This is a genomic window from Pseudonocardia endophytica (genome assembly GCF_004339565.1).
In the GTDB taxonomy this organism is placed as follows: domain Bacteria; phylum Actinomycetota; class Actinomycetes; order Mycobacteriales; family Pseudonocardiaceae; genus Pseudonocardia; species Pseudonocardia endophytica.
Genome location: NZ_SMFZ01000002.1, coordinates 2509438 through 2521515 on the forward strand (window position 1 = coordinate 2509438; position 12078 = coordinate 2521515).

Consider the following 12078-nt stretch of genomic DNA (forward strand, 5'->3'; position numbering starts at 1 on the left):
ACGTGCGGGTGACGGTGACGGGCGGTCTCGGGGTGAACGGGGCCTGGGTGGTCCGGGCTCTCCTGGCCCGCGGGCACGAGGTCGTCGTGTTCGAGAACCGCGAGGACCTGACGCTGGTGCGGGACGTGGCGGACCGCATCGAGCTGGTCGTCGGCGACGTCCGCGATCCCGGGCAGCTCGGCGCCGCGCTGGACCGGGCCGACGTCGTCGTCCATCTGGCGGCGTTCGTGGCCGCGGAGCAGGACCCGCACACGGCGATCGCGGTGAACGTCGGGGGCACCGCACAGGTCTGCGCGGCGGCGGCCGCCGCGGGCGTGCGCAGGCTGGTCCACACCAGCTCCAAGGCCGTGTACGGCCCGACGACGGGCACGCGCGGCTTCCCGGCCTACGACCCGATCACCGAGGACGGTGAGCGCCGACCGCGCGGGATGTACGACATCACGAAGACCGCCGCCGAGGACGTCGTGGGCTGGTACGGCCGCACGACCGACCTCGAGTGCGTCAGCCTCCGGTTCTCCACGATCTACGGGCCGGGCAAGCTCCACCGGCACGGCGGACACGTCGGCATCGGGCTGGTCTCGGTCTACAGCTCGATGGTCGAGCTGCCCGCCGCGGGCGAGCCGTTCGCGCTGGAGCACGGTGGCGAGGAGCGCGACGACCTCGTCTACGTCGTCGACGCCGCAGAGGCGATCGCGACGGTCGTCGAGGCCCCGGAGTCATTGCCGCACAACGTCTACAACGTGTCCAGCGGCCGGGCGCTTCCGGTGGCCGGGTTCGCCGACGTCATCCGGACGGTGCTCCCGGACGCGGTGCTCGACATCGGTGGTGGGCTCAACCCGATGGACGCGAAGGAGAGCGCCTACATGGTCCTCGACAACACCCGGATCCGACGCGATCTGGGCTGGTCCCCGCGCTTCGACCCGGAGCGCGCCGTCCGCCACCACGTCGACCACGTACGGGCGAGCCGGTGAGGGCCGCCGTCTTCCGGCGTCCCGGACCGGCCGCCGAGGTGCTCGAGGTCGTCGACGTGCCGGCCCCGGAACCGGGCGCCGGACAGGTGCGGGTGCGCATGGTCACGTCCGGGGTCAACCCGACGGACTGGAAGGGCCGCGCCGGGCTGACGAGCCGCCGCCCGGACGGGTTCCAGGTCCCGCACCACGACGGGGCCGGGGTGGTCGACGCGCTCGGCCCTACGGTGGCCGGGCTCGCCGTCGGGCAGCGGGTGTGGGTGTACCTGGCGGCCTACCGCAACCGGTACGGGACCGCGGCGGAGTACGCCGTCGTTCCCGCGGCGCGGGTGGTTCCGTTGCCGGACAGTGCTTCCGACGACCTCGGTGCCTGCCTCGGCGTGCCCGCGCTGACCGCAGCCCACTGCCTCGGCGGGGTGCCCGGGGCGCTGGAGGGGCGGACCGTCCTCGTCGCCGGGGGAGCCGGGGCGGTGGGGCACTACGCGATCCAGCTGGCCGCGCGGGCCGGCGCGCGGGTGGCGGCCACGGTGAGCTCCGCGGAGAAGCAGGCTCTCGCCGAGAAGGCGGGCGCCGCCCATGTGGTGCGCTACACCGACGGGGACGCGGCGGACCGGATCCTCGAGCTCGCGGGGCCGGTGGACCGGGTGGTCGAGGTCGCCCCGATGGCGAACCTCGACCTCGACCTCCGCGTGCTCGCCCCCGGCGGCACGATCGCGACCTACGCGGCGGACGAGACGCTCACGCTGCCCGGCGGGCCGCTGATGAGCGCGAACGCGACCCTGGTGTTCGCGCTGCTCTACACGCTGACCCCGGAGCAGACCGACGCCGCGGTCCGGTGGACCTCGCAGGCTCTCGCGGCGGGCGCGCTCACCGCCCTCCCCGTCACGACCTACCCGCTGGAGCGGGTGGCGCAGGCACAGGACGCCGTGGAACGAGGAACGGTCGGAAAGGTCGTGGTGCGGCTATGAGGATCGGATCCGTCGAGGTCCTGCCCGTGCTGGACGGTGTCGCCCGGCTCCCGCTGGAGATGGCCGTGCGGAACACGAGGGGCTCGGCCTGGGACTGCCCGCACCAGTCGCTCGACGACGACGGGCGGCTCCTGATGGGCATCGGCGCCTTCCTCGTCCGCGCGCGGGACCGCACCGTCCTGGTCGACCTCGGCGCCGGGAACGGCTTCATCCACGAGGCGTTCACCACCGGTGACCTGCCCGCCAACCTGATCGGCGCGGGCGTCGAGCCGGACGACGTCACCGACGTCGTGCTCACCCACATGCACGTGGACCACGTCGGTTGGGCCACCACGCAGGGCCGGCTGACCTTCCCGCGGGCGACGTACCGGGTTCATGCGGCGGACTGGGACTACTTCATGGAGGGAGCCGGTGCGGAGGAGTCGATGTCCGAGTTCCTCGCACCGGTGGAGACCCGGCTCGAGACGTTCGACGAGGAGGTCGAGCTGCTCCCGGGGCTGCGCGCCCGGCCGGCACCCGGCCACACCCCCGGATCGACCGTCTTCGTCGTGAACGACGCGGGGGAGAGGGCGCTGCTCCTCGGCGACGTCGTGCACACGGTCAACGAGCTCACCGACCCCGAATGGGAAGGGATGTTCGACGTGGACCGCGAGGCCGCCAACGCCGTCCGCGCCGCAATCGCCGACGACCTCACCGACAGCGGCGACCTGTTCGCGCCCGCGCACCTGCCCGGCCTCGCGTTCGGCCGGCTCGTCACCGCCGACGGACTGAGAACGTTCCGCGCGGCGACGGAATCGGCCTGAGCCGGCAGCACCCGACGTCACGGATCGCGGGCACCCCGCGCCTGCAGCGAGCGGGCGGACGGCTCGAGGACGACCGCCGGCCGGTGCTCGAAGGTCACCCGCCCGTGGCTGATCTCTATCGTTTATCGGTGTATCGTTCATCGATATACGTAAGGGGGACGTCATGACGGTGCATTCGTGGGTGGTGGGCGCGACCCGGCTGGTCGCCAAGTTCTACTTCTGGTTCCTCGCGATCTTCCTGGGGATCTTCGGGTTGCTCGTGATCGAGAAGATCGGTGTCGCCCTGTTCGGCGATCCGTCGTCGTACGTGTTCACGCTGGGCTGGGACCACCCGCCGCTGGCGGGCTCCGCCCGGATGATCGAGGACTCGCCGCTGGTGGTCGGCCACGACTCGCCACGACTCGGGTCGGTGCTGGCGGAGCTGCAGCAGATCCTTCCTGCCGTGTATCCGGCGGTGATCATCGGCCTGGCGCTGCGGGCGCTGGACAGGGCTCGCGACGAGGGCACGTTCAGCGATGGTCTGCCGCGTCGGCTGGCGTGGCTGGGCTGGGCGCTGATCGCCCAGCCGGCGTGGGCCCTCTTCGTCGCCCTGTGCATCGCCTACCTGCGCGTCCAGGTGCTCGCCGGTTCCACCTTCGGGGACGAGGTGAACTCGGCGTTCACCGGCTCCCTGGCGTGGCCGGCAGTGGGCGCCGGAGTCGGTGTCCTGGTGCTGCGCTCGATCATCATCGAGGGCATCGGGTTGCGCCGCGACCTCGACGGCACGGTGTAGCGGTGCCTCCGGAGTCGCCGTCGGCGATCGCGATCCACCTCGACGCGCTCCTCACCGACCGCGGGATGACGTTGACCGAGCTCGCCCGTCGGGTCGGGGTCACGCACGCCAACCTGTCGGTGCTCAAGAACGGCCACGCCAGGGCGATCCGGTTCTCGACACTGTCCGCGATATGCGACGTCCTCGAGTGCCAGCCCGGGGACCTCATGACCCACCAGGTCGCTTCGCCGAGGTAGAGGGGCTCGATGACTCGTGGGGGTGCCGCCGCAGCGGGACCAGGGTGACGCCACCGGGCGCCGACGCCCGGGATTGCGCGATCGCCCACCGGGTAGCCCGAGGCATGATGGAACGACTGCGTCGCCTCGTCGGTATGCACCCGTCCCCCGAGGACGTCGAACCGGATCCGAAGCTTGCGAACAGCAGGAAGACCGGCGGCCGGGACGCCCGGCACGCCGACAGCCCGTCGACGACGGGGGTCGGCGAGTCGGGCGAGTTCGTCGGCCGCACGGCAGGCCAGGACGAGGGGTTCGCCGAGACGACCGGCGCCGAACAGCGCCACGAAGCCCAGAACGACGGGCGCGCGTGACGCCCCCGTCCCGCGGGCCGTCACCCACGGACCGGCTCGAGCCCGACGACGGGAGGGCCATCGGCAGCGCGCTCACCGGTCGTGGCGACGGTCAGTCGAGCCCGGTTCGTCCGGCGGCCCAGTAGGCCTTGCCCTTGATGCGGTCGGGCCCGGGGGTCCATCCGCGGGTGTCGCGGCGGACGGTGTGGACCGCTGCGGCGTCGCCGGTCAGCACGAGGTCGAAGGGTGCGCCGACGTCGTGGGCTGCCCGGCGTGCGGCGTCGCGCAGCGGGGCGTGGTCGTCGGCTCGGGGAACGACGACCGCGGAGCTCAGGTCCAGGCCGTCGAGGACGGCGGAGAGCTCGTGGGGGTCCACGGACTCGACGACGTGGGTCGCGGTGGCGTCGATCGAGCGCAGCGCGCAGGCCAGACCGAGGCTGGACTCGTCGCCGACGAACAGGACCCGCTCGTGCTCGGTGCGCAGGTCGATCGACCTGCGCGGTCCGAACAGCTCGCAGTCGTCGCCTGGCCGGACGTCGGTGAACCAGTCGGAGGCGGGTCCCGCGCCGTGGGTGAAGGCGAGCACCCGGGTGGTGCCCCGCTCGTCGTCCCAGTCGAACGGTGTGTAGGTCCGCAGGCCGAGCGTGCCGCGTCGGGGACGTAGCTGGAGCTTCGCGCCGGGTGTCCAGGTGGCGGACCGGAACGCGGGGCACTGCAGCTCCACGGTGACGAAGTGCTCGGAGAGCCGGTCCGTGGTCGTGACCCGCGCGGTCTCGAGGAAGGTGCTGGTCGCCAGGTCCGCCAGCAGTTCGGTGAGCATGGCCATCGGGTTCCTCCGCAGGCTCAGGTGGTGCGGACCGAGATCTCGGTCCCACCGTGGAAGGGCACCTGGACGGACACGAACCCGTTCGCGGGATCGCGCAGCCAGGCGAGGTAGGCGGCGTACTGCTCGGGCATCAGCCCGACGTTGTCGGTGATCACCACGGCGCCCGCCCGCATGGCCGGCGCCACCAGCCGGTGGACGTCGAGCGCGGCGTCCGGGAAGCCGTCGTTGAGCAGCAGGTCAACGGGTCCGTCGAGCCCGCGCAGCGTCTCCCGGGCGTCGCCGAGGCGGATGTCGACGTACTGGTCGAGACCGGCTTCCTGCAGGTGGGTGCGCGCCCGTTCGGCCTTGGCCCGCACGCGCTCGGTTCCGATCACCGTTCCGCCGCCGTTGTCCCGCACCGCGGCGGCCAGCCAGATCGTCGAGAGCCCGAGCGAGGTCCCGAACTCGACGACCGTACGCGCCCCGGTCGCGCGTGCCTGGAGGTAGCAGTACGCCGCCTGGTCCCGGTCGAGGGACAGGAACTGGTCGTCGAACGCCCGGATCTGGGCCTCGATGAGCGCCTCGGCGCCGGCGCGGTCTGCGGCGTCCTCGGCGCCGGGTACGTCGGGCGGGGCCTGGTCCCGGGCCTCGGCGTAGAGACGCTCCAGCACGGCGGTGCTGCGGGGGTCGAGCATCGAGAAGACGTCGGGGGTAGGGGCGGTCACGACGGCCCATCCTTCGCTGTCGGTGGCATCGGTGCTGGTGGGAGCCCTATTCTAAGTAAATGCTCACTTTCTCGACTACTCGCTTTCGCTGCGTGCGGCCGGGTGCGCCGTGACCGGCCGATCGCGCCGCCTTCAGGCACGTCGGCAGCCCCGTCAGGTGCGTGCCGAGCTCACCCGGGAACGGATCCTCGACGCGGCGGCTCACGTTTTCGCCGAGTACGGCTACGCTGGTGGCACCACGAACCGGATCGCCGAGCGGGCGCGGTGCTCGATCGGCTCGCTGTACCAGTACTTCCCGAACAAGGACGCGATCCTGGGGGAGCTGCTCACCCGCCACCTCGACGCCGGGGTCGCCGCCCGCGCCCCGCTCGGCGAGGGCAGCGAGCAGACCACGCTCGACGAGGTCGTGCGTGTGATGGTGCGGACGGCGATCGCCAACCACCGCGACGATCCGCGGCTGCTCCGGCTCCTGATCGAGGAGGCGCCCATGGGCGGCGACGTGCTGCGGCGCATCGAGGAGCACCAGCGTCGGCGGGTCGATGCCCTGCAGGGCTTCCTCACCCGCCACCGGGAGGTCCGGGTCGAGGACACCGAGACCGCCGCCCGCATCATCACCATGATGGTCGAGATCGTCGTGCACGGGCTGTCGGCCACCTCGGACCGCGTCGACGAGCACCGCCTCGAGTCCGAGCTCACCGCGATGATCACCCGGTACCTCTGCGCGCCGGAGTACTGAACCCGGAGCTCGTTCCTTCCGGTGCCGGCCGGCGTCGACCGTCGCCGCGTTTCCGTGCACGACGATCCCGGCCGCCGGCCCCGGCCCCCCGCAGCAGCGGGAGGCCGGGGCCGGTGTGTGGTCTCAGCTCACGATGGTGTCGATGGCCTCGTGGTGCTTCTCGAACTTGACGTAGTCGTCCTCCATGATCGCTCGCGGGTTGAACATGGGGTCGGCGAGGATGCCGTGGACGCGGCGGCGCTGCATGCCCATGTTGCCGCCGTCGTAGATCGGCAGGACGGCGGCCTCACGGAGGAGCTTGCCGAAGCCGTTCTTGGTCTCCAGGCTGTTCACGCCGACGATCTGCATGCACTTGTAGACGCAGTCGAACATCAGCTCGGTGACCTGGATCTTGTTCATGGCGCCGACGAGCTCGGCGTGCTGGTCGTGCTTGTCGAGGTAGTCGGCGGCCCGCCAGGAGAAGTACCGGCCCATCTCGATCTTCGCGGCGACGTCGCCGAGGACGTAGCCGACGTTCTGGAACCCGATGATCGGCTTGATCGCGCCCGCGGTGTTGCCGTGGGCGAACTCCAGGGCCATCTCGAAGGCGGCGCGGGCCATGCCGACGGCGGCGATCGCGGCGACCGGTCCGGACCAGGCGAAGTTGCGGTTGATGACCAGGTCACCGTTGCCCTCGGCGCCAGGCAGCAGGTTCGCCGCGGGGATGCGCGCGTTGTCGAAGATCACCTCGGAGTTCGACGCGAGGCGGTGCCCGACCTTGTCCAGGTGGCGGTAGGTGACTCCCGGTGTGTCGCGTTCCAGCACCAGCGCCGACAGGCCCTCGGTGCCGCCCTTGTCCGAGTCGGTGCGCACGATCAGCGTGCCGGCGTTGACGCCGCGCTCGTCCCAGCCACCCGAGGACGGCCAGTACTTGCGGCCGTTGACGACGAAGTCGTCGCCGTCCCGGGTGGCGGTCAGCCCGACCCCGGCCGGGCGGGGCAGCGGGATGTCGAAGTTGGCGGTGCCGGCCGGGTTGCCCGGGGGTTCGCTGGCCGTCCAGCCGCCGAGGTACTCCCCGCTCGGGTCGGAGGTGGCCGCGCTCAGGAAGCGCTCCTTCTGCTCGTCCGTGCCGTACCAGGCCACCGGCATGAGACCGAGGCCGTTGCACAGCACGGTGCAGGCGAAGCCGGGGTCGACCGTGCAGATCTCCTCGGCGGCGATGACCAGGTCGACGCAGGAGACCCCGCCGCCGCCGTACTCCTTGGGCAGCATGCACATGGCGATGCCCGCCTTGTAGGACTCGATGTAGGCCGGCTTGGTGGCCTGGAAGCCGGCCAGCGGGTCGGACAGCGCGTCCGCCTCGGTGACGACCGGCTTGAGGACGTTCTCCGAGAACGCCCGTACGTCGTACTGCAGCTTCTTCTGCTCGTCGGACATCGAGAAGTTGACGGTCATGGCGACCTTCCGTCGTCGGGCCTACCCGCCACATCCATGGGCGGGATACTGGTATCCGGCATACCTGTTATGAGCCGAGGGTGTGCCGAGTTCGCAGCGTGCCGCACGCCAGCGGCGACCGGAACTGCAGGCAGACGCTCTTAACAGACATGTCACATGCAGCTTTGGGTGGTCGCCGGGTCCGTCGAACTAGCATGTCGGCACCATGTTTGATCGATGTCGGCACACCGGAGGTGACGTGGCCCGCCTGTCCGTCCCCGTCGCGCGTGGTGACGGGTACGGTTTGGTCCGATCCCGATCGAGACGAGCCGACCATGAGGCACACCGCGCACGCCGACTACGCCCTGCGCGTGCTGCTCTACCTGCGTGTGGCACCCGGGCGGCAGGGCTCGGTCGCCGAGATCGCCGACGCACACGCGGTGTCTCGCCACCATCTGGTCAAGGTCGTCCAGCGGCTGGCGAGCGCGGGCATCGTCACGACGATGCGTGGACGCGGCGGCGGGGTGCGGCTCGAGCGCGACCCGTCGGCGATCACCGTGGGCGAGGTGATGCGCACGATGGAGAACGACTTCGCCCTCGTGGAGTGTCTCGGAGCCGCGCGGTTCTGCCGGGTCGCGGGCGTGTGCGGCGGCCGGGACGTGTTCTCCCGCGCGCTGGATGCCTATTTCGCGGTCCTCGACGACGCCACCCTCGACGACCTCGCTGCGAACGACCAGGGCTTGCGCGGCGCGCTACGCCTGACCCAGCACCGCGCTGGATCGTGACCACCCCTCGGGACCAGCCCGGATCACGCTCGGCCGACGAGGTCCGACGTCGACGTTCCCGCCACGCACGACCGGTGTCGCGAAGGAATCATCGTGCCCATCGACTTCGACCTGACCTCTGAGCAGAAGAAGCTGAAGTACACCGCGCGCGAGTTCGCGCAGGAGGTCCTGCGGCCCGCGTCCGAGCGCGCCGACGCGACGACCGACCCGCAGGACGCCTTCCGCGCGATGAAACCGGTCTACGCCCAGGCGGCGGCACTGGGGTTCACCACGATGTTCGTTCCCCGGCAGTACGGTGGCGGCGGGAGCACCAACGTCGACTTCCTGCTCGCGATCGAGGAGCTGTGCGCCGTCGACCCCGGCTTCCCGACGATCCTGCTCGTCAACGGGCTCGCGCTGATGCCGCTGCTCCTGCACGGCACCGACGAGCAACGCACCACGTGGCTGCACCGTGCGACAGGCGACACCTCGGGAGAGTTCCTCGCCGGATGGGTGGTCAGCGAACGCGGCGGCACAGCCAACTTCGACCACCCCAGCCCCCAGGCCGGCATCCAGCTCGTCGCCGACCGTCGTCGAGGGGGCGAGTACGTCCTCAACGGTGAGAAGCACTGGCCCTGCAACGCAGGCGGCTGGGACCTGCACGGTGCCGACGTCAACCTCTGTGTCGTGCGCACCGACCGCACCACGGGCGGCAAGGGCGGCCTCAGCGCCGTCCTCGTCGAGCGCGGTACCCCGGGGATCACCTACGAGGCCATCGACAAGATGGCCCACCGCACCTGCCAGAACGTCACCATGACCTTCCGCGACGTGCGCGTCCCCGCGGAGAACCTGCTGGCCCGCGGGGACGGTGACCTGCTCATCAACCGCAACTTCACCTGGTCGGCGCCGATCGCCGCCATCGCCGCCGTCGCCGTCGCACGAAGCGCCTACGACTTCGCGCTCAAGTGGGCGAAGTCCTACACGGGCGGCGGCTCCGGACCGATCATCCAGCACCAGGCCGTCGGGCACCTGCTCACCGACGTCGCCGCGCGGATCGAAGCCGGCCGCTACCTGTGCTGGAAAGCCGCCCACTACATGGACCGGCACCCCGGCGAGGGCCACGCCCTCGGCGCCATGAACAAGACCTTCTGCGGAGACACCATGCAGAGCGTCGTGTTCGACTGCATGCGCATCGTCGGGGTGAACGCGCTCGACCGGAAGTTCCCCATGGAGAAGCTCTACCGCGAATCCATGGTCTTCCCCCTCTACGACGCCGGCAACCTCGCCATGCAACGTCGCCGAGCCTGGGGCGTGATCGCCGACATCGGCTTCTCTCCCGACCTGTTCGTCGACGGTGAGCCCCTCCCGTTCACCCGGAGCATGGAGGGGTTCGGCACGACGTCCGACGCCTCACCGCCCTGAGAACCCGCTCGCCGGCTCAGGGCTGCGCCGCGCGCCGGTAGGCCGTGGGGGTCAGCCCGGTCTCGCTCTTGACGACCTGTCCGAATCGGGTGGGGTTGGGGAATCCCCATCGCGCGCCGATCGCCGAGACCGGACTCGTGGCCATGTCCGGGTCGGCGAGGTCGGCGAGAGAGCGCTCGAGGCGTCGGCGGCGGACCGTCGTGGCGACGGTGCGTCCGTCGTCGGCGAGCAGGGCGTGCAGGTGCCGGGTGGACACGAACAGCGCCGCGGCGATCGATCGCGGGGACAGGTCGGGGTCGGCGAGGTGCTCGTCGATGTGGTGGTCGATGCGTCGGCGCATCCGGTCGTGCGGGTCGACCGGGTCGAGCAGGCCGCGGCGGGCGAGCTCGTCGTCGAACAGGATGCGGGCGAGCTCGGTGGCGTGGCGGACGGTCGCCCGCAGTGACGCGGCGCCTGCCGGGCTCGCACCGGCGCGGCGGTCGAGGCTCGTGTGCAGCCCGGTCAGCAGACCGGCCAGCGCCGGGGTCAGTCCGTGCGCGGCGTGCAGGGTCGTGGCGGTCAGCTCGCCCGCTCGGCGGTCCACGCCCGCGGCGTCGCGCGGGAAGCGGAAGCACAGGCTCCGGTAGCCCTCGCCGCTGGTGATCTCGACCGGGCGGGTGGAGTCGTAGAACACCATGTCGCCGGGCCGTACCGTCGCGCTCCGCCGGTCCTGGCGGAACTGCGCCTCGCCGTCGAGCTGCAGCGAGAGCAGGTAGTCGGCGGACGTCTCGTCGCCGATGTGCTCCGCGTCGCGCACGGCCCGGTGCGGGCGCGATGTCATCGCGACGAGCGACGTCTCGCCCAGGTCGACGCGTTCGACGCGGCCGTGGAAGTGGTCGGGACGGGCGCACTCGACCTCGAAGCGCAGCAGCGCGCCGGAGACGGCGTTGCGCCAGGTGTCGACGTCGCGCACCTCGGCGCCGATGCCGTTGCCGGTGCCTCGGCCCGCCTCGTTGCGCATCGCGTTCCCACCGCCGCACAGCATCCCGGCCCCGGACCGCGCGGTCGTGCAGCCGAGCGAGATGTCCGTGCACTGTAACGACAGACACGTGACGGCGGCCACGCCTAGCGTCGGGGACAGGCTCGAACAGAGGAGACGACGTTGTCCCACATCCGCGGCTCGCATCACCTGACGTTGTCCGTCGGCGGTGCCCAGGAGGACGTGGGCTTCCACGTCGGCACGCTGGGGATGCGCTTCATCAAGCGCACCGTCCTGTTCGACGGCACGCTGCCGATCTACCACCTGTACTACTCGAACGCGTCGGGCGAACCCTCGTCGGTGCTGACCACGTTCCCATGGCGCCAGGCCGGACTGGTCGGGCGGCGCGGCACCAACCAGGCCCGCGAGGTCCTGCTGTCGGTGCCGACCGGCTCGCTCGACTACTGGCACGGACGGCTGTCCGAGCACGGCGTCGAGGTCGCGGACATCGAGGTGTTTGACCGGCGACGCCTGGAGTTCCGCCACCCGTCGGGCATCGAGTACGTGATGGTCGGCAACGACGACGACCCCCGCGTCGGGCACCCCGGTAACGGCGTGCCGCCGGAGCACGCGATCCACGGGTTCCACGGCGTCGGCGTCCACGTCGCCACGCCGGAGCGCATGGTCGAGTTCGCCGAGGAGGTGTTCCACTCCCAGGGCAAGATCGTCGAGGACGGGGACCGGGCCGCGTTCCAGGTCGGGCAGGACCCGCACGGCAACCACGTCGAGCTGGTCGCGGACCGGGGCGACGACCAGGGCACGTGGCGCTACGGGGCCGGCACGTTCCACCACTGCGCGTGGAACCTGGAGACGCTGGAGAACCAGGACGACCTCAAGTTCGAGATCGAGGGCAACGGCTACACCGACATCTCCGAGCTCAAGGACCGGAAGTACTTCAAGTCGGTGTACGTGCGCACGCCGTCCGGCGCGTTGTTCGAGCTGGCCGTCACGCACACCGAGGGTGGCTGGACCTGCGACGAGTCGCCGCAGGAACTCGGCACCCGGTTCCAGCTCCCTGAGCAGTTCGAGCACCGGCGCGAGGAGATCTTCTCCACGCTGGAGCCGATCGAGGCGCCCTGATCGACGACCCCCACTCCGACGAGGCGCTCGCGGTGGTCC

14 protein-coding genes are annotated in these 12078 nt (G+C 71.2%); 10 read left to right on the forward strand and 4 right to left on the reverse strand.

Annotated elements, in window-relative coordinates:
- Positions 1-2 precede the first annotated feature (2 nt).
- The 6 genes from EV378_RS30630 to EV378_RS30655 all read left to right on the forward strand — a co-directional run bounded on the left by EV378_RS30630 (position 3) and on the right by EV378_RS30655 (position 4097).
- Positions 3-971, forward strand: a complete 969-nt coding sequence (locus tag EV378_RS30630; protein WP_132430845.1) for an NAD-dependent epimerase/dehydratase family protein — start codon at positions 3-5, stop codon at positions 969-971.
- Complete coding sequence (locus EV378_RS30635) at positions 968-1936, forward strand: NADPH:quinone reductase (RefSeq protein ID WP_165922561.1); 969 nt, start codon at positions 968-970, stop codon at positions 1934-1936. Before EV378_RS30630 ends, EV378_RS30635 begins: the two co-directional genes overlap by 4 nt.
- Positions 1933-2739 (forward strand): MBL fold metallo-hydrolase, encoded by an 807-nt coding sequence (locus tag EV378_RS30640; RefSeq protein ID WP_132430847.1) that lies wholly within the window; start codon positions 1933-1935, stop codon positions 2737-2739. Before EV378_RS30635 ends, EV378_RS30640 begins: the two co-directional genes overlap by 4 nt.
- A gap of 163 nt (positions 2740-2902) precedes the next feature.
- Positions 2903-3511: a DUF2975 domain-containing protein gene (locus EV378_RS30645; RefSeq protein WP_132430849.1), complete on the forward strand. Its 609-nt coding sequence runs from the start codon at positions 2903-2905 to the stop codon at positions 3509-3511.
- Between the two features lie 2 nt (positions 3512-3513).
- Positions 3514-3747, forward strand: a complete 234-nt coding sequence (locus EV378_RS30650; protein WP_132430851.1) for a helix-turn-helix domain-containing protein — start codon at positions 3514-3516, stop codon at positions 3745-3747.
- A gap of 134 nt (positions 3748-3881) precedes the next feature.
- Complete coding sequence (locus EV378_RS30655) at positions 3882-4097, forward strand: hypothetical protein (RefSeq protein ID WP_243653844.1); 216 nt, start codon at positions 3882-3884, stop codon at positions 4095-4097.
- Between the two features lie 91 nt (positions 4098-4188).
- On the opposite strand, the gene EV378_RS30660 is transcribed toward EV378_RS30655, so the two are convergent.
- Entirely contained in the window at positions 4189-4902 is a 714-nt protein-coding gene (locus EV378_RS30660) for a siderophore-interacting protein (protein ID WP_132430855.1), read from the reverse strand.
- A gap of 17 nt (positions 4903-4919) precedes the next feature.
- The gene (locus EV378_RS30665; protein WP_207908910.1) at positions 4920-5606 is read right to left on the reverse strand and encodes an O-methyltransferase; all 687 of its coding nucleotides are present in this window, start codon (positions 5604-5606) and stop codon (positions 4920-4922) included.
- A 157-nt stretch (positions 5607-5763) separates the two neighbouring features.
- On the opposite strand from EV378_RS30665, the gene EV378_RS30670 reads away from it, so the two are divergent.
- Positions 5764-6342, forward strand: a complete 579-nt coding sequence (locus EV378_RS30670; RefSeq protein ID WP_243653845.1) for a TetR/AcrR family transcriptional regulator — start codon at positions 5764-5766, stop codon at positions 6340-6342.
- Between the two features lie 123 nt (positions 6343-6465).
- Here the strand turns inward: EV378_RS30670 and EV378_RS30675 are convergent, their stop codons facing one another.
- Positions 6466-7776 (reverse strand): acyl-CoA dehydrogenase family protein, encoded by a 1311-nt coding sequence (locus EV378_RS30675; protein WP_132430859.1) that lies wholly within the window; start codon positions 7774-7776, stop codon positions 6466-6468.
- A 314-nt stretch (positions 7777-8090) separates the two neighbouring features.
- Between EV378_RS30675 and EV378_RS30680 the strand changes: the two genes are divergently transcribed.
- Both EV378_RS30680 and EV378_RS30685 read left to right on the forward strand, forming a co-directional pair.
- Entirely contained in the window at positions 8091-8540 is a 450-nt protein-coding gene (locus tag EV378_RS30680) for an RrF2 family transcriptional regulator (RefSeq protein ID WP_132430861.1), read from the forward strand.
- 93 nt (positions 8541-8633) lie between these two features.
- Positions 8634-9941: an acyl-CoA dehydrogenase family protein gene (locus EV378_RS30685; RefSeq protein ID WP_132430863.1), complete on the forward strand. Its 1308-nt coding sequence runs from the start codon at positions 8634-8636 to the stop codon at positions 9939-9941.
- 16 nt (positions 9942-9957) lie between these two features.
- Here the strand turns inward: EV378_RS30685 and EV378_RS30690 are convergent, their stop codons facing one another.
- Positions 9958-10941 carry an AraC-like ligand-binding domain-containing protein gene (locus EV378_RS30690; protein ID WP_165922562.1) on the reverse strand — a complete coding sequence of 328 codons (984 nt, stop codon included), beginning with the start codon at positions 10939-10941 and terminating at the stop codon, positions 9958-9960.
- A gap of 141 nt (positions 10942-11082) precedes the next feature.
- On the opposite strand from EV378_RS30690, the gene EV378_RS30695 reads away from it, so the two are divergent.
- Complete coding sequence (locus tag EV378_RS30695) at positions 11083-12039, forward strand: VOC family protein (RefSeq protein WP_132430867.1); 957 nt, start codon at positions 11083-11085, stop codon at positions 12037-12039.
- The last annotated feature ends 39 nt before the right edge of the window (positions 12040-12078 follow it).